The organism is Nocardia sp. CA-135398, from assembly GCF_050955845.1.
Lineage (GTDB): Bacteria > Actinomycetota > Actinomycetes > Mycobacteriales > Mycobacteriaceae > Nocardia.
On record NZ_CP192084.1, the window covers coordinates 4,386,436 to 4,408,905 of the forward strand.

The following is a 22,470-nucleotide window of genomic DNA, read 5'->3' on the forward strand; positions in this document are numbered from 1 at the left end:
AACGCGCGGCGCGGCGAGGAGATTCGCGCGGCTGGCGGGCGAGCGGACTTCATACCCGCCGACCCCGTGGGTCGTCTCGACGAGATCGCCGCCGCGGCAGTCTATATCGCCTCCAGCGCCGCGGCCTTCGACCACCGAATCGTCCTCGACGTGGATGGTGGGCGCACCAGCATCGCGGCCTCCCGCGCCGCGGCGGCATAGCCGGGGCCCACGAACCCGACCGCGTCTCACGCGCTCGGTTTGCCGGAAACCTGTCGCGACCAACAGTCTTCGCCTACGTCACGATTTGCCGGAAAGGGTGGCCGCCTTACGGACACCTGGTCCCAAAAGTCCGCCGCGACAACCATTCCCCCGCAGCCGCGCCCCACGATGTTCGACCATCGAAGCTCGGGTAAAGGGGGAGTGTATCGCTCGAGTCGAACTCGGCCAGCGGATCCCCTTTGCGGATAATGGCCTCCGACATTGCGTTACGGACAATATATCGATGGCCTGCGTAACTATTTCGCCAGAAAGCAAGAACGCGAGCAACTTCTGGGTACCCCCTGATTCAAGCCGGGCTGGACCCGGAGGCACGATAAATGAAGAAGTACGACCATGCGTAGAGCAACGGCGCTCTTCGCCGCATTACTGTTGGCAATCATCCTTTCCCTCACCAACCAGATGGGGCCGAAGGCTAACGCCGACAATTGTATTGGCGACTGGGCCATAGGTATCGGCGGTCTCGGCGACAACACCTCGTCGGTGTTCATCCCCTTTGTGGATCAACCTGTCGGCTACAATTCGCTCGATCCGATGTCCGGATTGAACGAACTCGACCGCTTGTTCTGGCTGCATCGCAGCGAATGTCCGGACGACCACATCAGGCTGATCGGACATAGCGAGGGTGCGGGCATAGTCCACGCCTGGGTCACCGCCCATCAGGATGTCGGCAATGCCAACGCTATTCTCCTGTCGGATCCCAAGCGAGCCCCCGGGCCCGGTTGGGGTGGCCTGTCGTCGTCTCCCGGAAGTGGGATCGTCGGTTATCCACTGGCCGGTGTCGACGACTGGTTCGGCGACTTCCCGGTGCTGACGGTATGCAACCACGACGACCAGATCTGCGACACCTCGGCTGGATGGTGGGGCTATCTGTTCGGGGGTGCGCATGGTCGCTACGATTTCAACGTCTGGGACTACGGTGATTGGGATTCCGGTGTCTGGTACCGGTAGCCGGTGATTCGTGGGGATCAGTAGCCTTGCGGCACTGGTCCCCATTGGCTGAACCCGTGCCCCATCGATGTGCACACTGCCGCACCTTGATAGGTGATTTGGCAATTCGCTCCGGCGTATGTGACCGAATACTGTGGGTCATGGTAGTTCGCGGATGCGATGCGCGGCAGCGGCGGATTTCCGCCCGGCACAGTATGACTGCCATTGGAGTTCCATTGAGGATGTGCTGGCAACATGGTCGAGTCGATGATGATCGCTGGCACATTCGGCACCGACGCCTGCATTCCGGCATACAGCACATTCATGGACTGGGCCGGAACTGCGAGGTCGCAGCCCACGGTGCCATCCGCACCGATCGAGCAGTTCCAACCGCCCATGGCGAAATACGCTGTGTCGCCGACCAGTAACGGTCCAGGTCCATCATCGGCGTGCGCGTTGCTCACCCCGACCAGACACGCGAGAGTACCGAGAATTCCCCCGCAGACCTTTGCAGCGGCGACGTTTCCGGCCTTTGACATAACATCTCCCTCGATGTTCAGCGAGTGCGAGATCTAGCCGACCATACAGAAAAAAATATCACCAAACAGTGGAATGGCAAGAGGGCCTGTCAAGGGGGCTGCCATGATATCGCCGCGCCGCTCACTGTAGTGGGTTGGTCGCCGCGTGATCCTCGTTTCGGTCAGGCGGTAAGTGCTGCTGTGGAGGTGCCCTCTTGGTTGGTGCGGTTTGTGTATGCAGTGGCGGCGAAGGTGACCCGAGAGGCGGCCACGGACAGGCGCGTCGCGATCACCATGACCGCGGTGAAACCCGCCGGATGCCAGAAGGCGGGCACCCGGAAATCGGGTGCCCGCCTCGTAGTTTCGGCTCGACAAGAATGGATCTTCAGGCTGCGATGGCGATTTCGAGATCCGACCGCGTTCGGTTCGGCCACCGCCGGTGGTCGGCGTCGATGACGTAGGCGTGGGTGTGGCGGTAGTACCGCTCGTTCACCAGCTCGGCGTCACCCAGCCGTTGCGGGGCGATGGTGCCGACCGCGTGCAGGTGCGTGATTATCTCCGGATCCTTGCGTGGCCACATCCGCAGCGCCACCGTGATTCCCACTGCGGCGAACACGGCCAGCGTCAGCCAAGTGGTGGTGAATCCGGCCGCGGTGGTGAGCCATCCGGTGATCGGGTAGGTGAGTAGCCAGGCCAGGTGTGAGAGCGAGAATTGGGCTGCGAAGACGGCGGGCCGGTCCGCGGCCTGTGACGAGCGCCGCAGGACCTGTCCGGTGGGAGTCAGGATGGCCGCGGTGCCCGCGCCGATGATGGCCCACACCGCGATGGCCGCACCCCACCGCCAGTCACCCGCGTCGATGAGCGACAGGGCGATGGCCGCGCCCAGTCCGGTGAGCAGGGCGGCCGCGCCGATGAGCATCACCGGGCGAGCGCCGGTGCGGTCGAGCACTCGGGGGAGGGACAGCGCGACGAGCATCGTGCCGAAGCCGTTGGCGGCCAAGAGCATTGCCACGCCCGACTGGGTGCCGCCGAGGGTGTCGCGGACGTAGTTGACGGTATTGATCATGATCACCGATCCGGCGGCGGCGACCACTAGATTCAGGCCGAGCAGGCCGCGCAGCCGTGGGGTCGCGGCGAAGATGCGCATGCCAGCGGTGATCCGTTCGCGGAACGAGTCGTCGCTGGTGGCGGTCGGGTTCGGGACCTTGGTGGTGACGACCAGCGCGGCCGAGACGGCGAATCCGACGGCGGTGCCGACGAACAGCCAGTGGAAACTCATGACCGTCAGTGCGGCGGCGGCGAGCATTGGGCTGAGCAGGGTTTCCATGGTGGCGGCCAGTTGCGCGGCCGATAGTGCGCGGGTGTATTCGCGTTCATCGGGCAGGATGTCCGGAATAACCGCCTGGTAGGTGGGAGTGTATGCGGCGGAAGCGGTTTGGAGAATCGCGATCAGCACGTAGATGTGCCAGACCTGGTCGATGAACGGCAGCGTCAGCACGATCGCGGCGCGTACGAGATGCAGGAAGGTCAGGAAGGTGCGGCGAGGGAAGCGGTCGGCGTACGCGGCGACGACCGGCGCCACCGTGACGTAGACCAGCATTTTGATGGTGAGCGCAGTGCCGAGGACGGCGGCTGCCGCACCGCCGGCGAGTTCGTAGGCGAGCAATCCCAGTGCGACAGTGGTCAATCCGGTGCCGAACAGGCCGGAAACCTGGGCGGTGAAGAGTCGCAGGTAGTCGTGGTTGCGGAAGAGGGAGCTGAGCATTGGTGCGGAACGCATCGGAATCACTTCCTGGAAATGGGCGGGGAGGGTCGCGGGTGCTGGGACAGTGGCATTCACACATCTCGTGTTCCTCTCTTGGGGCGGGCGAGCGGAACATACACTCGCTCATTGGTTTTCAGACGGTGCGCAGGGTGAACGCGGCGGTGCGGACGACATCATCGTGCTTGAAATCGAGGAACAGGCGGTAGGTTCCCGGGCCGGGCACGGCGGTGTGGAAGGTGACTTCCGGGCCGGGGGCGGTAATCCCGTCGTCGGGTTCGCCGTTCGGGTGGACGTGGACGTAGGCCAAGTCGCCCGCCCGCAGAATCACCAGATGTCCATAGGCGGCCAGGTAGGGCTGCAGGTCTGTGACCGGGGCACCGTCCTTGCGTACCGTCAGCGTGAGCAGACGGCCGTCGTCTGGCACGAGATCGCCGTCGAGGGTCACCTCGTAGCCGTCCACCAGCGCGGTGCGCGCCGCCGCCGGAGTGGGGCGCGGTTCGTATGCGCCGGTGACGGCCAGATCCGCGCCGAGGGTGATGGTCTTGCCCAGGGCGCGCGGGGCGATATCGGTGAACACGCGGTACGCACCCGCCTCCGGCAGATCCAGCTTCACCGTCCACACGCCGTCGGCGGTGAGTTCGGGGTGCACGTGCCAGAATCCGGTTAGTTCCCGTCGCACCACGATCAGGTGCAGTTCGCGGTCGTGGATGGCGGTGTAGTCGGTGACCGGGTCGCCGTCCGGTCCGAGGATCCGGAACCGGAAGTCGATCTCGCCCGGAGCGACAATCGGCTCGGTCAGCACCAGGGTGTAGCCGTCCTGAGTGATCTGCAGGCCTCCCGGCAGTCCGCCGTGCGCGGCGTGGTCTCCGTGTCCGGTGTGGGCGTCGTGCCCGTGTCCGGTGTGGTGGTCATGTCCGGTTTGACCGGCGTGCGCAGCGTGCGGGGCATGGGCGATGTTATCGCCGTGTGCGCCATGGAGATTGGTGTGAGTGTGCGTAGTCATCGCTTCGGCCTTTCCGATCTTGCTTTGTTCGACATGAAGAAAGTTAATACCCCCAGGGGGTATATGCAAGATGACTGCGAGTGATGCGCCTCACGCGCGACCTGTCGCCGCCCCAACTGCCTTGGCCGTTGTCAGCGTGGCGATGCTGGTCTGGACGTTCCTACCCAGCACCTCGTGCTGGTCGGGGTATCGGCTGATCGCGCAACACCTCTGAAGCCTCAGGTGTCCACCTCGAGGTGGTGTAGTGGCCGCCAGAGCTGTTGCCATGACTCACGGCTGGTCGGTCGCCGCAGCCGTGGCTGTGCAGAATTGCTCATCTGGACAGCCGCTGAGTGGTCTGGTGAGATCGGTGCCGGGAGGGATGAGCGATGCCGATCTTTTCGTGTGCCCGCGGCTGGTGGATGGTCGGGGTGGTTAGCGCCGCGATGGTGGTGGCGGGATGCGAGATCGATAGCCAGTCGGCGGCCGCGTCGTCGTCGAGTATCGCGACTTCGCCGGTCGCCCCGGTGCCGACACAACCATGGACCATGGCCGATCTGACCTATCGCCCGTGCAGTGTGCTCGATGCCGACGACATTGCTCGGCTCGTACTCGAACCCACACCCAGTGCCGACACGCCCCCACGAGCGCTGTCTGCCTGTTCCTGGTCCTCCGTGCAGACCTCTGTGTCTGGCGGCTTCACTATCCGATTCGCACCGAACACCAGCGATCTGAGCGACCTGGATCAGCGCAAAGTTCGTGATCCGCTCGAACAGCAGATCACCATCGATGGCCACCGCGCCGTGTTGGCGCCCAGCATCCGTCCCGACGGCCGCAACGGCAGCTGTGATGTCCATGTATCGGTGCTCTCCGGCGGATCGTTCTATCTCGGGATCGCGGTCCCAGGGATATCGACCGGCGTCGATTGGGATGTCTGCGCCAAGACCATTGGCGTCGCCGCCACCATCCTGACCCGCCTACGCTGACCCTCGCAGCGGTCATCGGCACTCAGCGTCCGGGCGATGGTGAGGCACACCAGATGGTGCCCTGCCGCACTCCACCCACATGACCGAAAGTGCCATTGGGCACCGACATTCGCGGACCACACTGTTGCGGCTGTGAGATGGCCGCTCGCGCGTAGAACGTAGTGTCGCCGTCGCCGAGTCGTCGCGAACGACTTCGACGATGTGCAGCCTGTCGGTCTGCGCTGCGCGGCTGAAAAGTGCAGTTGTGACCTGCGCAGTTGGTCCGCGGGAAAATGGTTGGTCGGGAAGATGTTCGGACTGATAACCTCGGCGAAACCGTGACATCACGCGAGGAGGTGAGACCCATGCACGCTGTATCGATGTGGGAGCTCCCTCTCGTCATCACGGTTGGGCGAACGATGTAGACGTCGCCGGGAGCGCCTGGGAGACAAGGCAATCCCGAAAGGCGACAACCAATGAATTCTGAGCATTCAACTGCGGGTATCGGCGAGCCGACCGTAGTAATCACGCGGATCACGCATACGCAGTGGCACGCGCTGGACAACGACCGGGTGGTCGGCCGCGGCGACGCTTCGCGGCGCCCCGACGGGCGGATCTTCCTCGGCATCGACTACTGGCACGATGCGGTCTTCGACCAGCTCGCCCACGTGATGTCGACGGACCTTCCGAACCCGCTGTACACGGTCGTCGATGAGACCGACGTGGGCCTGACCTCCTGCTGGGAGCGAGTCGGTTTCACGATCCGGCGCCGTGAATGGGAATACGTCGTGCCCACCGACCCTCGGGTCACCGGACTCGACGCGACGCCCCCGCCACCAGATACCACGATCGTGGCTGCCGGCGACGCGGAGCAGGGTCCGCTGCACGCCTTGGACCGCGCGATACGCCTCGAGGTCGAGGCTGCCATGGGATGGCAGCAGATGCCGGCGGAGGTGTTGCCCTGCCCGAGCGGGAACACCCCGCTGGATCTGTCGAAGTATGTGGTGGCAGCACAGCACGATCGATACGTGGGACTGGTCCGGGTGATGCGGCGCCGTCACTGGGCAAGGATCGGGCTGATCGCAGTCCGCGCCGATCAGCATCGCCGCGGTATCGCGCGGGCGCTGCTGAGCCACACGCTGGGCGCATTGCACCACAGCGGGATCGACACGGTATCAACCGAAGTCGACGAATCCAACACAGCGGCCACGGCACTGTTCGAGGGCATCGGAGCCCGACGCGCAAGCAGCAACCTGGAGTTGGTGCTGCGATGACGGATGCGACGACGAGCCGAAAGGGCATCGAAATAGCGGGCACCGTCATCGAATGCCTCCGCAACGCCACCTTCACGGTTGAGCTTGCGAACGGGCACAAGGTGCTGGCGCACGTCAGCGGGAAGATACGGAAGAACTACATCAAGATCATGCTGCATGATCGGGTGCTGGTGGAGCTGAGCCCCTACGACCTCACCCGCGGCCGGATCGTGTTCCGGTACAGGACGTAGCCGACCCGGGACACCGCCGAGTCGGCTACGTCCCGACGAAGCCGGTATCGGAGGCCGGATCGCATCCGGCCTCCGATACCGCGTCGGCCTCCGACACGGACCCGCACCTATTACCGGACGTTCGAGGTGACGGTGGCAGGGTGCTTCGTCCCCTCTCGGTAAACAGGAGCAATCTGTGATCGGTGACACCTGTCGCCTTCATTCAGTAGCAACGCGACTGCGGCCCCGTCACCACGGTGACCCTGTCCGGCCGTAACCGCGGCAGCCTATGGCCTGCGGGTCAGAATCCCGCCGAGCCGGTTTGCGGGATGCTCGCGCGCGGGACCGCGCTGGTGAGACCCCAACCGACGACCGCGCCGCTGGAACCGCACCCGAGCAGAATCGTTACGGCGCTGCGCGGTTCGATGTCTTGGGTGATAGGGCTGTTCTCGTAGAAGTACTGCGGCGCGGTGCTATCGGGCGGCCAAATTGTGCTCACACAGGTGTACGTGCCGAACACGACGTAGGCCTCGTCGTTGTCGTTGTTGCAGGCAAGCCCGTCACAGTGGACGCCGGGCGCCAAGTCTTGTGCGATGGCCTGCGGCGCGAGCACTCCCATTGCAGCACAGCACATTCCGGCCGCCGCCAGGATGTGTGCGGTAAGACGAATCATTGATTCCACCCCCGTGAAAGTTCTCCCTTTCCTCGAGGCTAACAGAACCTTCCCGCCGCCATCGGGTTCGGCGGCGGTCTGACGCTGTTTGTCGAACTCGACTCGGCCCGAACGGGCCGCATCACGCGCCTAGCTGGTTCCGCTGAAGTGGGTGTGCGGCAGTGGATTTCATCATCGGCCTGCTGCGTTCCGGGCTCGCGGAAGTGAGTGGCGATCCACCTTCGGGCACATGTTCAGGGTTCGAATTCCGTTTCGACGTATAGCGTTTCGGCCCTCTGCACAGAAGTAGCGCGGCGCTGACTCGCAGCCCGTGGGGGGACTATTTGAGCCCCCATCCGGAGTTCCCGTCCGGTGCTAGTGACGTGTTTGCGGCCGTTCCGGACGCCGGGATCAGTGGCATTTCCGGGTGTCCTTCAATACATCACCGCGCGGCGCGCGGTGATGGCGGTGGAGGTGAGTCGGGGTGCGCGCGCTGAGCGGGCCAGGTGGTGCGGATACAACACCCCGTCAACTCTGAGAATTCGGTGGGACGGGGGCGCCACGGCCTGCTGGCCGGGACCGGACCAGGGGAATGGGCCTGCGCAGATCGACCATGCGGGCGGTGGGTATCTGCCGTTCTCGTTCGAGGATCGGGCCGGTGGATTCCGTGCTGAGCGAGACGGTCGCAGTGCAGTCGCCGGGGCCGAGGGCGACGAGGGCCCCGTGGTGGACGGTGGCGGCCAGCGGCTGGATCTCCAGAGTGAGGGCGAGCTCGACGGTGACCGAGCCTGCGGACTGCCCGTCGACCAGGATCTCCAGGTTCGGGCGGTAGGTGTGGGTGAGCTGGTGGGCGAGCAGCTCGACGGTCTCCTCGGGACCGCGCTGGGAGCGGACGGCCGCGGAGCGGAGGCGATCGTAGCCGCGCCAGCCGGCGACCGCCGCGTCACCGAGATCGATGTCGAGCAGGCTGTCGACGGCCTGGGCGAGTCTCGGCAGAGCGTTACCGCGCACCATGTCGCCGAGCGCCGGTGCGACCGTGTGCAGTGTGTGGTCGAAGCCGACCTCGCGCAGGCGGGCAGTGAGCTCGGCGCAGCCCATTTCGCGAGATCCGTTGTCGTACAGCACGGCTCGTGCGGTGAGGGTTTCGGGGAACATCAGCGTGGCACCTCTCGCACGGTCGTGATGGGTTCGGCGCGGTGCACGCGGATCTGCACATTCGGTGGCCGAGAAGGGAAGGTCCGGATGTCCAGGCGGGGGTTTCGGTCCTGATGGACACGGACCTGCACGTCGGGTACGCGACCCGCGTGTCGAGGGCTGGGTGCCGGGCTGCCGAAGCGAGGGGATTCGGCGGTGCGGCGGCGACCGAACGGTGCAGCACCGGGTGCCCAGACGCCGGGCTCGGCGGTGTCGGTCTCGCGACTACGGCCCGGTGCGGGCCCGGGTACACGGCTGCTGCCCGAGGCGGGAGACTCCGGTGTGGATGTGCGGCGGCCGAGCAGGGTGACAGCACCCACGATCGCGGCGAGGATCAGGGCGGCACCGACGGCTAGCGGACCGACAGACGATGTCCCGGACTTGTTCTCGGGGGCCTGTGCGTCCGCGGTGGGTGGCGTGGGATTCGCTGCCTCGGAGGTCACGATCGGGGCCGTGGTCACCTTCCGGGCCGCGAGCACGGTGATGGGCTTCGTCGCGGTGATCGAGCTGTCCGCGGTGCAGGTGGCGGTCAGGGTGGACTTGCCCGGTGGGGCGCTGGTGGGCACGGTGACGGTCGTGTCGAACATGTAGGAGCTCGTGACGGTCACCGTGGTAGCGGAGGTAGTCCAGCCCGGGGTGACGGTCACCTTGCTGCACAGCCAGCTCCCGCCGTGCACAGCGATCGTCGTGCCCTGCACCGCCGTCGACGGCACGTCGAGGATCAGTGTGTAGCCGTCACCGGTGCCGGTGCTGTCTCTGTTGCCGGTGCCGTCTCTGGTGTCGACGCCGGTGGTCGGCGGCACGGTTGTGCCGGTCGATGGGGGCGGCGCGATCGAAGACGGGGCCGCAGCCGCGGGAATCGTGACGGTGGCGAGGACTGCGGCGAGCACGGCGGCTGCTGTCGCAACCTGCCGGATGAGAGAGGGGCGACCGGATGGGATCGGAGCGGAAGGGATCGTCATGGCTGCGCACTCCGGGAAGCGCCCCACCGCCGTCCATCACCTGGCACGGCTGAGGTTGCGAAAGATAGAGGGAAACAACGGGATACGTTGCCCATCCACGGTAAGCGGCGGCTGCACGGGCGACAACCGATTTTGTTGATTTGTTCACCGGCCGCCGCGCGCACGCCGGGTGGAACGCCCCGCAGCCATCCGTGGGGTTCGCGTCTTTGATCGCGGCGGGTGGTCAAGATTCCTGGAGTCCAGGAAATCTCGCCACGGCGTTGCGGCATCGCTTCCCACCTCTGCCATCCGTCGTCTCGGCCGATTCAGCAGGACGCGGCCCGGTCGAGTAACAGCGTCCGCTCGGCCTCGTTGCCGGTCATCGCCGCGGCCCGTTCGAACTCCGAGCGAGCCTCGTCGCGCCGTTCGAGCTTGAGCAGTAGGTCGCCCCGGACGGCCGCGAGCAGGTAGTAGCCGCGCAGGGCGTTGACGTCGGACAGTTCGTCGACGATGGACAGCGCGGCTGTGGGTCCGTCGGCCATCGACACCGCGACGGCCCGGTTCAGCTCGACCACCGGCGAGCCGGTGAGTGCGCTGAGTTCGTGGTAGAGCTCGGCGATGCGCTGCCAGTCGATAACGTCTGCGCTCGTCGCGCGGACATGACAGGCGGCGATCGAGGCCTGCAGCATGTAGGACCCGCGTCCGCCGAGGTGGACGGCCCGCCGCAGCGCACCCTCGGCGTGCATGATGAGCAACCGGTCCCAACGGGTCCGGTCCTGACGGTCGAGCGGCACCGGCCGACCGTCGGCGTCGGTTCGGGCCCGCAGCCGGGACGCCTGGAACTCCATCAGCGCTACCAGTGCGTGGGGCTCCGGTTCGTCGGGGGCGAGCGCGGTGAGCATCCGACCGAGCCGCATGGCCTCCGTGCACAGCTCCTCACGCATCCAGGAATCGCCGCTGGTGGCGGCGTATCCCTCGTTGAAGACGAGGTAGACGACCTCTAGCACCGAGGCCAGTCGTGCGGTCAGCTCGTCGCCGACGGGAACCTCGAACCGGACCCCCGCCTTCGACAAGGTCTTCTTCGCCCGCGAGATCCGCTGGCCGAGCGTGGTGGGCGGGATCAGGAAGGCGCGGGCTATCTCGTCCGTGGACAGTCCTGCCACCGTCTTGAGCGTGAGCGCTACCCGTGCATCGCGGCCGAGCACCGGGTGGCAGGCGGTGAACATCAGCCGCAGGACGTCGTCGCCGACGTGGGTGTCGAATTCGATCGCGTCCATCGGATCGGCGCGCTCGGGCGCGTCGCGGGCGAGCAGTGCGAGCTTGCGCTGCAGGTTCACCTCGCGGCGGACGGTGTCGACCGCGCGCCGGCGGGCGATGGCCAGGAGCCAGGCGCCCGGCTTGTCCGGGACGCCCGACTCCGGCCACTGCTCCAGCGCCGCGACCAGCGCAGCCTGGGCCAGGTCCTCGGCCAGGTCCAGGTCGTTCACGGTTCGCGCCAGGGCGGCGGTCAACCGCGCCGATTCGATCCGCCAGACCGCCTCCACGGTCCGCTGGGTCGCACTGGTCACGGCTGCACCTCGCTGCGCTCGGCAACCTGATGACCTCGGCCCTACAGCCGGTCGTCTCACGCCTCGCGCAGCTCGGGCGTCAGCGTCTCGCCGAAGTCCTCGGCGGTGTAGAACGGCCGTACCTCGACGACACTGTTGCGGATCGGGGCGCGGCGGACCCACTCGAGCGCCTCCTCGAGGGAGGACACCTCCCAGATCTGGTATCCGGCGACCAGCTCCTTGGTCTCGGTGAAGGGCCCGTCGAGCACCGACGAGCCGCCCTTCTCGTCGAAGGCCACTCGCTTGCCGGCCGAGCTGGGTTTCAGACCGTCACCGGCCAATATCACGCCAGCCTTGGCAAGCTCCTCACTGAAGGCCCCCATCTCGGCGATCTCCTCGGCGGTGGGCAGGACCCCGCGCTCGGTATCCTCGGTCGCCTTCCCCAGAACCATGACTCGCATGACGTTGCTCCTTCGTCGTCGCCCGGGCCCGACCCAGCGTGCGCGGACCGTTTCAACCCTGACTCACCCCTACGTCGAACGGCAAGCCGCGGTTTCGACATCGACACCGAGAAATCTCTCCGCCTGGTCCGTGGTCCCGATGGGGGAGGTCAGGTCATCACGGCGTTGGGGTAGCGAGGGTGAATCCGCATCCGGGACCGATCCATATCGTGGTCGGTATACGTTCGGTGTATATCGCACCGATGACGGGGGATCTAGGCTCGGTGCGTTCAGGGGGCTCAATGCATCAAACAACCAGTTCATCCACGACGAGAGGAGACAACGAAACGATGACTGACACAACGACCGCACTCGTCCAAGAAGCAAAGCCGCAGCGGCACAAGGTGACTGGTGACGTTCACCTCCTGCTGCGCCGAAGGGCTGAAGTGCTGTTCGGCCAGCGCCAGAACACCGGCTTCGAGGATGGAGCCTGGCACCTGCCGAGCGGTCATCTCGAAGCCGACGAATCGGTGGTCGACGCCCTGATCCGCGAAGCCAGGGAAGAAATCGGCGTGACCATCGCGCCGGAGGATGTGCACTTCACGTCCAGCTCGGCGTTGCCGAACAAGTAGTGCCGGTAGTGCCCGCGCAGAATCTTGCTGGCGTAGGACCAGCGGTGATTGTGCGGTCGGTCGAAGTAGCCCGGCAGGAATACATGCAGCCGGACCCGTACTCCCGGATCGTCCTCGCTGGCCAGCACGATTTTGTCCAGGATGTCGTAGTGCTCGCACAGGTCGAGCAGCTCGGGCCGGTTGGGTAGCTCCTCCAGCCGTGCACGCACAATTCGCGGTTCGGCCGCAAGTTCGTTCAATGCCTCACGACAGTTCTGCTCGACATCGTCGATGTCGCCCCAGTCGATCCAGCGCAGATTTTCGGCGATCCGATCCATATCGTCCATTGGGTTCACTCCTCGGGCTTGGCGCTGGATTTCCACAGGCGGCAGATGGGCACGATGTCCTCGTAGGCCGCGCACGAGGACTGGCCCATCACCACCTCTTCGGCCGGACACCCGCCCATGCAGGCACCGGCTTTGCACCCACCGCATGAGCTTTCGGCGAGCACACTGGTGAACAACTCGAACTCGTTGGCACTGTTGTTGAGCTGCACTTGCCCGTCGACCATCTGGGCGAAGTGCAGCTCGGTGTCGAACAGGTAGGAGCAGACGTAGCAGCGGCCGTCCGGGAAGATCGAAATCCGGTCCAGTGTTCGGCCGATGCACCCCTGATAGCCCTCGGCGGCGTAGCGCTCCATCTGATCGCGCCGGGCGTACGTCGGCTGGTACCACACCCTTGTCTTGTACTGGGGCGCAAGATCATTGAGCGTGTCGCAGAAACTCACCCATTCCGGCGGTGTCATGGCCATCTCTGGATTGCCGTGCCCGGTGCCGATGGTCGAGAAGACGTGGAACTTCACCAGGCTCACACCCAGGACATCCGCAATGTCGAGGAGTTGGAACACATCTCGTTCGTTGGCTTTGTTGACCGTGCAGATGATGCGAGTGTCGAAGTCGCGTTCGGCCAGCTCCCGCGTGGTTTCCATAGCTTCATCGAACGTGCCGACACCACGCACGGCATCGTGGGACTCGCGGCTGCCACCGTCGAGACTCACTTGTACGTAGGCGAAGTCCTCCGGCCCGAGCTGCCGGAAGCGCCGAAGTGCCGGTTTCTGAGCGTTCGTCGTGGTGATCACATGCTCGTAGCCGAGCTGTTTGCTCAGTCGGATCACCTCGCAGTAGTGGGGGTGGAGCGTCGGCTCCCCACCGAGGATGGTCAATTTGCTCCCACCCAGCCGACGCCACGTGGTGAGCGTGTCCACGATCTTGGACAGCGGCATCTTCAACGCCCGGTCTAGCCGTTCGCCCATGTAGCAGTGTTCGCAGCGAAGTTGACACGCCTCGGTGATGTAGAGGTACACGTTGCGGAAGCGGCCGTAGGCCACGCGGTCGATTCGGTCCGGTTGAGGAACGGTGGCACCGCGCGGCATACGGGCATGGCCGTATCCATCACTACTCGGTTTGAGGCTGGGCATGGGCAATGGAACAGTATTCATCGTGTGGAACTCCGTGAAATAAGACGCGGGGCAAGCAGATTCGCCGCCCCGTCGATGGTGGTGGTGTCGAGCTGAGTGACGGCAATACCGGAGTCGGTGAAGCCCGCTCGGATACCGGCAGCCGTCTGGTGGTAGCGCTGCAACCTGGCCTTGAACAACCGCGGCGAATCACCTCGCCGTGGATGCAACAAGCCACCGCAGTGAGCACACTGCCAGGGGTCATCCCGGCTGGGTATCGCTGGAAGTCGGGGGTCGCGGATGGGATCATGCTCGCACTGGTGGCACACCTTTCGGTTCTTCGCGCGCTGCTTGAGCGTCTTGGCGTCGGTTACGACTTCGATCGCCTCGATATGACCGGGTGGCATCAACGCCCAAAGGGTGGTGAGCAGTTGGTTGACCTGGCTCGCTGAACCGGGAAAGTTGTCCAGCAGCACGGTATGCACGTCCGGATCGGCGTGCGCGGCATCGAAGTACGAGCGCAGCGCTTCCCCAACGGTGAACTCGTCAATCCAGCCCAGCCGTTCGCTACTGGTCGCGGTGGCGGCCAGTACGTCTGTCGGCACATGCTCGCGCAGTCGGAAAATGCGCCGCCCTGGTGCCGATCCGAGGTGCAGTGTGAGAGTGGTTTTGCCTGCGGCCGGCGGACCGAAGATGGGTACAACAAGGGACAGGGCCACGGCCTACTCCTTTCGTTTGAGGGCCTGAATGTGTCCGGTCCCCAAGCTTCGGATTTCGGCCAAAAACCAACCACGACCACGGCGAATACGCGATATACATGGAACGCATACCGATCACGGAAACCAGTGGTAGCGTCCTCTGACCAGGGCAAACGGGGGGATAAGGCAACCGTCGTGGACAATCCGGAGCGGTTCACATGACCGAAACGCCGCACTACCAACGCTATTGCGCGCGTTGCGGCAACCGTTTGAGCCGCTACAACGCCGAATCTGTTTGTGGCGCTTGCGAAGTCATGGCACGGGGACAGCGCCACCGCCCGCCTACGCTTCCGCCGGACTTTTGGCAGACCGACCAAATGCGCGATGCGCTCGCCACCTGGCACATGGGCCGGGTCTTCTTCGCTTACCGCAACCACCCGTATCACGGACAACAGCTGCCGCAGGAACTGATGGGCAGTTGGCTTGGTATGACACAGGTGCAGATCAGTCGAATTGAAAAGGGTTCAGCGCCAGAGCAACTGTCCAAACTGACGCGGTGGGCGCAGATTCTCCGTATTCCGCCCGAGTTGCTGTGGTTCAAGCTGCCCGACGAGGTGGGCGCGGCAGCCGTATCCATCGAACCTACGAGCACGACGGGTAATAACGCGCTGGCACTTGCACGCTGGTTGGCTGGCGATGGAACTGGTACCCCACCGATCAGTCACAGTGACGATCTGGAGCGGGTGAGCTTGGCGCTGGAGGACGCTCGCCGGTACTTCGACGGCTCGGTCCTGGAGTTCTTCCGTGCTCAGCTTGCGCGTTGCAAAGCCGATGACGGTTCCCTTGGTCCAGCCGAGGCGTTGCCGCTGACGCTCGCCGTGCTCGGGGCAATCCGACGGCACAGCAAGGATGTTCAGTCAGATGTGCGTCGGCAACTGTTGGCGGTTGGATCGGATGGCGCGGAATTCGCAGGGTGGCTGTACCGCGACCTCCATGACCCGGTAACGGCGACCTTCCTGTATGACCGCGCGATGGAGTGGGCGCAGGCCGCGGGCAGCCTGCCCATGCAGGGATACGTCCTACTCAAGAAATCCCAGATGGCCTATGACTCGCGCGACGCGGGGACGCTGCTCGGATTGGCGCAAGCCGCCAAAGAGGGGCCGTGGCAGCTTCCGATCCGGGTACAGGCGGAAGTTGTGCAGCAGGAAGCATTGGGACTCGCCATGATTGGCGAACCAGCCACTGCCGTGGAGCAAAGCCTTGGTCAGGCTCAGCGCCTCCTCACCGAGGCTAACGGCGCCGACGACCAAGGGTTGGTGAGCTACTTCAACGAGAGCACGCTTCTGGTTCGCTCAGCCTGCTGCTACACCGAGGCGGGCAAGCCGCAGCGGGCCACTGAACTGTTCGGTCAGGTGCTCGCCGATGGGGGATTGTCCCGGCGCGATGCTGGTTTCTTCAGTGCTCGACAGGCAAAAGCACTCGCACTCAGCGGTGAACCAGACGAGGCCGCCACGGTGGCAACCGAATCGGCCGCGGTGGCGCGCGAAACCCGTTCGGAGCGAACGATGAATGTCGTTGTGGATGTAGTGCGCACGCTCGCCCCTTGGAACCACCGGCCGAATGTGCGGCAGCTCCGTGAAGCCTTGATGCCGTCGCGCTAAGCCGTGAGCCAGTCCGCCACGATGCGGATCACTTCGGCCTGGAACTCCTGGCTTTTCGGGTTGAGGTACTGCGGATCGTCATGGACGGCGAATCCGTGCTGTGATCCCTCGATTTCGACCAGTTCAACGGGTGCGGTGAATTGGGCGACGGCAGCACGGGAACCGTCGATTGGGACCAAGGTGTCTGCGTTGCCATGGACGATCAGAGTCGATGCCTTGATCTCGCCGAGGACTTCGTTCGGCTTCAGCCAGAACACCTCGTTGAGCAGCGGCCGACCATGCCGCAGTGTCGGCGTGAACTGGATCGCTCCGGTTTCATTGAGTTCTTCGGCCTTCTCGTCGCTGATGACATCGTTCGTCCAGTAGTCGCGAGTGTCGATGGTGCGCTTCTTGTAGTCGAACTGAGGATTCAGCAGCACCAACCGAGACAGATCCTCGGGGCGTTTGGCAGCGTAATAGCCACAAATGCCACCCCCGAAGCTGGCACCGAGCAGCGACAGTTCACTGGCACCCGTGGCGTCCTGCACAGCGACGAAGCTGACGCGGATGTCGTTGAGGATGGCGGAGAGGGTCAGTTCTTCTTGGCGGCCCTCGCTGTCGCCGTGGCCGCGAAGGTCGAACCGCAGCGACGCGATACCAGCCTCGGCAAGGCCGGCCGCGAGACGGGTGAAAAAGCCACCCTCCTCGCGGGTGACGCCACCACCATGCACCAGCACGACGGCGTGCGTCGTGGGTCGATCGGGAGTGACGAGGGTGGCTGCCAGGTGCAGGCCGTCGAGGGTGCGGATGCGGGTGATGGTGCTCGTCGGAACCACGGAGCCAGTCAATCAGACCAGGCACACCGCGGCCAGACGATGATCACAATGCGAGAACCGCGTCCTCGGCCGTCGCACAGGGCAGCTCCTTCCGCCTTCGCCGCCGACCTTGAACACCGCCTGACGAAAATCCATGTGCAGGTTGGGTTCGTTGACGATGCCCTGGATGATGAGTCCGTCGATCATCGGGCCTGAAAGTTCGGGCATCAGCTGATCCGATGCCGCGGCTTCGTCCTCGTGGACCGGCAGCTTCCCTTTTCTCCGCTCAACTGGGCGCATACGGGGGTGCTCCGGGCGGTCAGGCGAAGAAGCCGATGAAGATTCCGACCGCAGTCATACCGATGCCCCCAATTGCCCACCCTAAATCCCTGATCGTTGACGCGGTCTGGGTTGTCTCGAAACTCGAAAGTGCATCGGCGATTGCGGTTTCGACCGCTTCCATCGTCACCGCAGGATGGTCGCGAACGTGTGCGATCTGCCCCTGAGTGGCATCGATGTCTGCTCGTAGAAAGTTCGTGATCTCGATCAGTCTCGCGACCTGGTTCTCAAGAGTTTCCGTTGAGTCCACAGGATATTCGGCGCGCGCGGTTGCGGAAAGTCCAGCAGCGACGGCTAGTGCTGCGGTGGCATTCACCGTGGCGTCGCGCCGTCCTGTAAGTCTGGCCTTCACTTCGGTGCCGATCCGGGCGAACTGCTCCCGCCAACGCGCGATACGCCCTGTCAACCTCTGCCATGCGTAGAACAGGCCGTAGGCAGTAACAAGCGTGCCGACGAATTCGAGTACATCTCCAGCGAGTTCCACGCCGCCACGGTATGCCTTGCGCATTGCGGTTGCTGGCTCAATCCCGAACACGAGGGGTGAAATTATGGCAGCACCAAACATCTAGGCCCACCAACCTCCGGTTGCTCACCGGCCGCTCGGAGGGCAGAGACAGCGGCGGGCGGGTGGTCAACCCACCGCCGCCTTCCGCAGGATTCCGATGAAGCCTCCAACGTGGCTAAGCCGAGAGGCCGAGGCCGAATGCAAGCGGGTCGCGGAACACCCTGACGGCGGAGCCTGGATCCGGATCAAGCCCGTGGGTACCCGCCGGATGGCGTCGGGTGGTGATCGCTGATGGCCTAGCCGCGCAGGGGTATTCGTGAAGTGCCGAAGAACGTTGGGCGCGCCAATCAGTGGCGTTATGGCTGTAACAGCCCATGTCGGCCGCACGGTTATCAGTCGGACAGTTTGATGCAAACTCATCGCCCAGTGGGCGACCGCGTCGGCGAGGAGGCATTGCGATGAGTGACGAGAGCGAGTTGTGGCGGCACAACCTCAGGCAGCTCACGTTCTTCGTTGAGGTCGCACGGGACAATGTCGAAGCCGCCCCCGCCTCCAAGGGGGTCGCCGAGAAGTCGACCAAAGAGGGCTTGCGGCAGGCAGTGTTCCATCACCTGCTGGAAGAGCACCAGCGGAAGGCGATCTACAGTCCCCAGTTGCGTGACATCGTCAGACCTGTACTGGACGCAGTCCTCGTGTTCCTCGACAAGCCGCTCGCGACCCCACAACTGCTGGTGCAAGATCTTGGTGAGATCGATGCCCTCGCGGGTGAGGCGATCAAATCGATCGACAGCATGACCGACGAAGAGGAGGTCGAGCAGGTTATCGAAGCGTTCGAGACCCGATACCTTGCGACGTTGGCCATCGCGCTGTCGGCCCACTCCACACTCGCTCAGAAGCTCGCCGGGCGAAAGCCAACCGATGGTGAGTACTTCGATGTGGGACGGTGCGTCTTCGCCCGGGATCCCGCGCCGGGCAGGGTACATTCCGCCGATCTGAACAAAGCGATGGACAGTGGAGCCATGTCGCTCAGTATCAAGCGCGGCATGGTGTCGTACGAACGGTTCCCGCCGATCCAGATCATGACTTACGGGCAGTGGTTCGCCTACATCCACGCAATTTGGGACGAGTGGTATCGCCCGCGTCTTGCGGCAGCGTACTCACGGCGGCTCGGTGAGGATTTCCTGAAGAACGACATCAAAAGCGCGTTCATGGGGGAACTGAATAAGATTCGAAACGACGTCATCCACAACAGATCTCGCGTCAAGCAGAGCGCAGCAAACAAGATCCTCGACTGGGCAACCAGTGACGGTCTCGTAGGGATGACAACCGAGCGGATGAGCGGGCTGCGAACGATGTTTCCCCACGACGAGCTCCTGACCCTGCCCGGCCACAGCGCCGCCCCGAAAACCCAAAATATGCCGTGGACAGCGGACGTCCAGCTGATCGATTCCGTAAAGCGGCGTCTCGCTGACCGGGGCCTGTCCAAGCGCCAACAGAAGGAGATCGGGGACGAGATGCTTCGTCTCTGGCTGGCGGAGAACCCGGTTCCTGACGGTCCCTCGCCCCCTTCATCGGTTCACGAGCAATAATCGAGACTGTCAAGTGGAGTTGACCTTATTCTGGCAATAGCTCGGTCGAGTGAGCTCTTCTGCCGCATGCCGAGCGAATGACCTAGCCGACAGTTGGGAGGTGCGTACGGGGCCTCCGACGTACTAGCGGAGCGCTAATCATCGACAACTCGGTGAAAACTCGGGTCACGCCACGGTTTTTACCTGTCGAACGCCTACCGGTCTGATCCGAATCTCTGGTCCATCGACCGTCAGGGTGTTCGGGTTGTGGAGCGTTAGGCCCACTGAATGGCGAATCCGCAGGTCATCGACCTGCGGATTCGGTGTTGGGTGGCATTGCGCGATTGGTGTGGGCCTGCATGCCAGTGGGATGTCAGGGCGGTGCAAGAGCATGGTGTCAGGGTTGCCGGCATGACGTGGCGCAGCGGCTGTCGAGCCGAGGGAAAAGCGATTCTGGTTACCGGTGCCAGTGCGGGTATCGGATATTTCGTCGCGGAGCAACTCGCGGCCACTGGCGCCACCGTGGTGCTTGGCTGTCGTGACACCGCCAAGGCCGACCTCGCGATACGCGCGATCCGAGCACGGGTTCCGGAGGCTCGACTGCTGCTCGTGCGCTTGGACCTGGCGGATCTGTCTTCGCTGCCTGCGACCGTGGACGCCCTCGGCGTCGAGTGCCTGGACGCGGTCGTGCTCAATGCGGGAGTACTACTGTCGTGCCCCGAACGCCGCGTGAATGCTCGGGGGCACGAATTGATGTTCGCGACAAACCATCTCGGGCACTTCGCGCTGGTCGCTCATTTGGCGCCGATTCTGATGGCTGCCTCGCACAGCCGGGTGATCACGGTGGGCAGCTTCGCCGCGCGGTCGGAACTGCTGGATCTTGCCGATCTGCAGTCAGAACGCGACTATCGGCCCAAGCGCACCTACGGGCGATCGAAGCTGGCCCAGATGCTGTTCGGTTTCGAATTGGATCGCCGACTGCGGGCACGCGGTGCCGACACCTCCAGCATCGTCGTCCATCCAGGCGGCGCCCTGGACGCGCTGACCCCGTCGCGGCCACCGTTGTTCGTCCGCACCACCGCCCAGCGCATGCGCGGGCTGCCTGCGGGCGTTGTGCTGCACGGCAAACACGCGGGGGCCGGAAGCATCGTCCGAGCCGTCCTCGACACCGAAATCACCGGTGGGCAACTGTGGGGGCCAAGAGTTTTCGGCCTGCGCGGACGACCACGCCGCGAAACACCCCACACACACATGACCGACCTCGATGCCGCCGACGGGCTCTGGGCCGCCAGTGCTGCCCTCACCGGCGTGGATCCGCTGGAGCGTCCGGCTACGCCGATCCGGCCATGACCACCGCTGCTGATCCGCATCAGCGGAAGGCATCCGCGTGGGCGGCGGCCCACTGCGCGAATGTGCGAGGTGGGCGGCCGAGAACCTCCGCCACCGTCGGTCGGACCACCGATTCGTCGATCGCCCCGTGCACGTAGAAGTCGAAGAAGGCGTCCACATACTCGGCGGGGGTGGTGGCGAGCATTTGGGCGCGGGCCTGCTCGTCGGTGAGGCCGATGCAGGTGAGGTCGCGACCGGTGGCTTCGGCCAGGAACGCGATCTGCTCAGCGGGCGTGAGCGGTTCCGGCCCTGTGGGCCAGAGGATTTCGCCGTGACCATTGTCGCGCAGGATGGTGGCCGCCACCTCGCCGAGGTCCTTCGGGTCCAGGCTGGCGGTGCGGACGGCGGGGAACGGCGCGCGCATCACATTCCCGTCGCGTAGCTGGGGGAGCCAGCGCAGGGCATTGGAGGCGAAGGCGCACGGACGCAGAATGGTCCATGCCGCACCGGATGCGGTGGTTTCCTGCTCGGCGGCCATCCCGTTCGCGGGTGCCCGACCCAAGCCGCCCTCCGGGCCGGTGAACTCGGCTGGTTGTAAATTCCCAGCGGTAGCCGCTCGGCGCTACATCTTGGCGCTGCGGGCCATGACGAAGCTGTAGAGCCCGTAGGTGATGATGCCGGCCCCGGCGATCAGGAGCAGGAACATGCCGAAGGGTTGCGCGCCGAGCGTTTTCATGGCCCCGTCCAGGCCTGCGGACTTGTTCGGATCGGATTCGGTCGCGGCCAGGATCACCAGCAACCCGACCGCGGCGACGGCCAGCCCCTTGGCGATGTAGCCCACAGTGCCCAGCCGCCGCACGAAGGCGCTCGGGACCCCGCGAAGATCGTCGAGGAAATTCTGGGTGGCTCCTTTGTACACGTGGTAACCGCCGACCGCGATGATGACCAGCCCAGCAGCGACGAGCACGATCGTGCCCGCCGTGTGCTGCATCAGACGTGCGGTGAGCCCAACACTCTGGCTACTGCTCGACTGCCCACTGCCCTGCGCGAAACGGAACGCGGTGATCGCCAACGCGAAATACACGACGGACAGCGCGAGTGCTTTTGCCCGATCGAATACTTCGGACTTCCGGCTCTCGGCGCCCGGCTCGGACGCACTGCCGAAGACGGCCTCCGCCAGCCGCCACAGCGCCATCAGCACGAACGCAACCACGCCCACCCAAAGGGTGAACTCGCCACCCGCTTTATCCGCCAGTTCCGCCATGGCCCCGGATTGATCAGCGTTGCCCCCACCGCCGAACGCGAGCCGGATGGCGATGTAGCCGATGAGCAGGTGAACCAGGCCGGACATGACAAAACCGGCGCGGGCGAGACGCGCGAACACCCCGCTCTGGGCGATCCGCCCTGCGGTATGGGATATACCGGTGTGGGTCATGCTGCTCCTCCATCCAGGTACCACGACGCGACGCCCGCGCAGACATCGTCCGGTTACCCATGTCCGCGGAGAAAGCACCTCCCCACCCACCCCGACGCCCTGGTGAGCGGGTCGTGACTTTCCGTCTCAGCGGTTGCCGGACCCCGTATCATCTGCTGGCCGACCTCGCCGTGCGAATGCTGGGGCGCGTTCCCAGCGGATGAACCATCGGACCACCCACCCTTCGGCGCTATCGACCCCACACCCCCGATCTCGGGAATTGGATCGGACGGCCGCGCGCCTGCGGTGCTGCTGGACGAACTCGCTGATCTCGGTCGAGCGGGGCCATCGAGACACCTTGTGCCCCAGGCTGTTTCGATGATGCGCAGAGGATCGGCAGTGCGGCGCGACCGTCAGGGG

The 22,470-nt window shown here is 64.6% G+C and carries 25 protein-coding genes; 9 read left to right on the forward strand and 16 right to left on the reverse strand.

Annotated features, from left to right (window positions below; translation table 11 throughout):
• The first annotated feature begins 66 nt into the window (after positions 1-66).
• Both ACQP1T_RS19180 and ACQP1T_RS19185 read left to right on the forward strand, forming a co-directional pair.
• Positions 67-201 carry a hypothetical protein gene (locus tag ACQP1T_RS19180; protein ID WP_433754423.1) on the forward strand — a complete coding sequence of 45 codons (135 nt, stop codon included), beginning with the start codon at positions 67-69 and terminating at the stop codon, positions 199-201.
• A 393-nt stretch (positions 202-594) separates the two neighbouring features.
• Positions 595-1,209, forward strand: coding sequence for a cutinase family protein (locus ACQP1T_RS19185; protein WP_433754424.1), 615 nt, complete (start codon positions 595-597; stop codon positions 1,207-1,209).
• Between the two features lie 17 nt (positions 1,210-1,226).
• Here ACQP1T_RS19185 and ACQP1T_RS19190 read toward each other — a convergent pair whose 3' ends face one another.
• The 4 genes from ACQP1T_RS19190 to ACQP1T_RS19205 form a co-directional block, all read right to left on the reverse strand.
• Positions 1,227-1,514 (reverse strand): hypothetical protein, encoded by a 288-nt coding sequence (locus tag ACQP1T_RS19190; protein WP_433754425.1) that lies wholly within the window; start codon positions 1,512-1,514, stop codon positions 1,227-1,229.
• Between the two features lie 374 nt (positions 1,515-1,888).
• Positions 1,889-2,041, reverse strand: a complete 153-nt coding sequence (locus ACQP1T_RS19195) for a hypothetical protein (protein ID WP_433754426.1) — start codon at positions 2,039-2,041, stop codon at positions 1,889-1,891.
• Positions 2,042-2,091: 50 nt separating this feature from the next.
• Entirely contained in the window at positions 2,092-3,471 is a 1,380-nt protein-coding gene (locus ACQP1T_RS19200; protein ID WP_433762257.1) for an MFS transporter, read from the reverse strand.
• Between the two features lie 133 nt (positions 3,472-3,604).
• Positions 3,605-4,474: a hypothetical protein gene (locus ACQP1T_RS19205; RefSeq protein WP_433754427.1), complete on the reverse strand. Its 870-nt coding sequence runs from the start codon at positions 4,472-4,474 to the stop codon at positions 3,605-3,607.
• Positions 4,475-4,842: 368 nt separating this feature from the next.
• On the opposite strand from ACQP1T_RS19205, the gene ACQP1T_RS19210 reads away from it, so the two are divergent.
• From ACQP1T_RS19210 to infA, 3 genes are all read left to right on the forward strand, one after another.
• The gene (locus ACQP1T_RS19210) at positions 4,843-5,439 is read left to right on the forward strand and encodes a DUF3558 family protein (protein WP_433754428.1); all 597 of its coding nucleotides are present in this window, start codon (positions 4,843-4,845) and stop codon (positions 5,437-5,439) included.
• A 455-nt stretch (positions 5,440-5,894) separates the two neighbouring features.
• Entirely contained in the window at positions 5,895-6,692 is a 798-nt protein-coding gene (locus ACQP1T_RS19215) for a GNAT family N-acetyltransferase (RefSeq protein WP_433754430.1), read from the forward strand.
• Positions 6,689-6,922 carry a translation initiation factor IF-1 gene (infA, locus tag ACQP1T_RS19220; RefSeq protein ID WP_433754431.1) on the forward strand — a complete coding sequence of 78 codons (234 nt, stop codon included), beginning with the start codon at positions 6,689-6,691 and terminating at the stop codon, positions 6,920-6,922. The genes ACQP1T_RS19215 and infA overlap by 4 nt, the downstream gene beginning before the upstream one ends.
• Before the next feature lie 280 nt (positions 6,923-7,202).
• On the opposite strand, the gene ACQP1T_RS19225 is transcribed toward infA, so the two are convergent.
• The 5 genes from ACQP1T_RS19225 to ACQP1T_RS19245 all read right to left on the reverse strand — a co-directional run bounded on the left by ACQP1T_RS19225 (position 7,203) and on the right by ACQP1T_RS19245 (position 11,696).
• Entirely contained in the window at positions 7,203-7,520 is a 318-nt protein-coding gene (locus ACQP1T_RS19225; protein ID WP_433754432.1) for a hypothetical protein, read from the reverse strand.
• Positions 7,521-8,081: 561 nt separating this feature from the next.
• Complete coding sequence (locus tag ACQP1T_RS19230) at positions 8,082-8,708, reverse strand: hypothetical protein (protein ID WP_433754433.1); 627 nt, start codon at positions 8,706-8,708, stop codon at positions 8,082-8,084.
• Complete coding sequence (locus tag ACQP1T_RS19235) at positions 8,708-9,709, reverse strand: hypothetical protein (RefSeq protein ID WP_433754434.1); 1,002 nt, start codon at positions 9,707-9,709, stop codon at positions 8,708-8,710. The genes ACQP1T_RS19230 and ACQP1T_RS19235 overlap by 1 nt, the downstream gene beginning before the upstream one ends.
• Positions 9,710-10,014: 305 nt before the next feature.
• A complete protein-coding gene (locus tag ACQP1T_RS19240) occupies positions 10,015-11,256 on the reverse strand; it encodes an RNA polymerase sigma factor (protein WP_433754435.1) in 1,242 nt (413 codons plus the stop codon).
• Positions 11,257-11,312: 56 nt separating this feature from the next.
• The gene (locus ACQP1T_RS19245) at positions 11,313-11,696 is read right to left on the reverse strand and encodes a YciI family protein (RefSeq protein WP_433754436.1); all 384 of its coding nucleotides are present in this window, start codon (positions 11,694-11,696) and stop codon (positions 11,313-11,315) included.
• A 329-nt stretch (positions 11,697-12,025) separates the two neighbouring features.
• On the opposite strand from ACQP1T_RS19245, the gene ACQP1T_RS19250 reads away from it, so the two are divergent.
• Complete coding sequence (locus ACQP1T_RS19250; RefSeq protein ID WP_433762259.1) at positions 12,026-12,307, forward strand: NUDIX domain-containing protein; 282 nt, start codon at positions 12,026-12,028, stop codon at positions 12,305-12,307.
• A 331-nt stretch (positions 12,308-12,638) separates the two neighbouring features.
• Here ACQP1T_RS19250 and ACQP1T_RS19255 read toward each other — a convergent pair whose 3' ends face one another.
• Positions 12,639-13,784, reverse strand: coding sequence for a radical SAM protein (locus ACQP1T_RS19255; RefSeq protein ID WP_433754437.1), 1,146 nt, complete (start codon positions 13,782-13,784; stop codon positions 12,639-12,641).
• On the reverse strand, positions 13,781-14,461 hold the full coding sequence (locus ACQP1T_RS19260; RefSeq protein WP_433754438.1) for a hypothetical protein: 681 nt from the start codon (positions 14,459-14,461) through the stop codon (positions 13,781-13,783). The genes ACQP1T_RS19255 and ACQP1T_RS19260 overlap by 4 nt, the downstream gene beginning before the upstream one ends.
• A gap of 197 nt (positions 14,462-14,658) precedes the next feature.
• Here ACQP1T_RS19260 and ACQP1T_RS19265 point away from each other — a divergent pair, with 197 nt between their 5' ends.
• The gene (locus ACQP1T_RS19265; RefSeq protein WP_433754439.1) at positions 14,659-16,101 is read left to right on the forward strand and encodes an XRE family transcriptional regulator; all 1,443 of its coding nucleotides are present in this window, start codon (positions 14,659-14,661) and stop codon (positions 16,099-16,101) included.
• On the opposite strand, the gene ACQP1T_RS19270 is transcribed toward ACQP1T_RS19265, so the two are convergent.
• From ACQP1T_RS19270 to ACQP1T_RS19280, 3 genes are all read right to left on the reverse strand, one after another.
• Positions 16,098-16,817: an alpha/beta hydrolase gene (locus ACQP1T_RS19270; RefSeq protein ID WP_433754440.1), complete on the reverse strand. Its 720-nt coding sequence runs from the start codon at positions 16,815-16,817 to the stop codon at positions 16,098-16,100. The genes ACQP1T_RS19265 and ACQP1T_RS19270 overlap by 4 nt on opposite strands.
• 111 nt (positions 16,818-16,928) lie before the next feature.
• Complete coding sequence (locus tag ACQP1T_RS19275; RefSeq protein ID WP_433754441.1) at positions 16,929-17,195, reverse strand: hypothetical protein; 267 nt, start codon at positions 17,193-17,195, stop codon at positions 16,929-16,931.
• A gap of 19 nt (positions 17,196-17,214) precedes the next feature.
• Entirely contained in the window at positions 17,215-17,718 is a 504-nt protein-coding gene (locus ACQP1T_RS19280) for a hypothetical protein (RefSeq protein ID WP_433754442.1), read from the reverse strand.
• A 479-nt stretch (positions 17,719-18,197) separates the two neighbouring features.
• Between ACQP1T_RS19280 and ACQP1T_RS19285 the strand changes: the two genes are divergently transcribed.
• Together ACQP1T_RS19285 and ACQP1T_RS19290 are read left to right on the forward strand one after the other, a co-directional pair.
• Positions 18,198-19,328 (forward strand): hypothetical protein, encoded by a 1,131-nt coding sequence (locus ACQP1T_RS19285; protein ID WP_433754443.1) that lies wholly within the window; start codon positions 18,198-18,200, stop codon positions 19,326-19,328.
• A gap of 390 nt (positions 19,329-19,718) precedes the next feature.
• Positions 19,719-20,657, forward strand: coding sequence for an SDR family NAD(P)-dependent oxidoreductase (locus ACQP1T_RS19290; RefSeq protein WP_433754444.1), 939 nt, complete (start codon positions 19,719-19,721; stop codon positions 20,655-20,657).
• 19 nt (positions 20,658-20,676) lie between these two features.
• On the opposite strand, the gene ACQP1T_RS19295 is transcribed toward ACQP1T_RS19290, so the two are convergent.
• Together ACQP1T_RS19295 and ACQP1T_RS19300 are read right to left on the reverse strand one after the other, a co-directional pair.
• Positions 20,677-21,198, reverse strand: coding sequence for a hypothetical protein (locus tag ACQP1T_RS19295; RefSeq protein WP_433754445.1), 522 nt, complete (start codon positions 21,196-21,198; stop codon positions 20,677-20,679).
• A 60-nt stretch (positions 21,199-21,258) separates the two neighbouring features.
• Positions 21,259-22,071: a DUF1206 domain-containing protein gene (locus ACQP1T_RS19300; protein WP_433754446.1), complete on the reverse strand. Its 813-nt coding sequence runs from the start codon at positions 22,069-22,071 to the stop codon at positions 21,259-21,261.
• Positions 22,072-22,470: the final 399 nt, after the last annotated feature.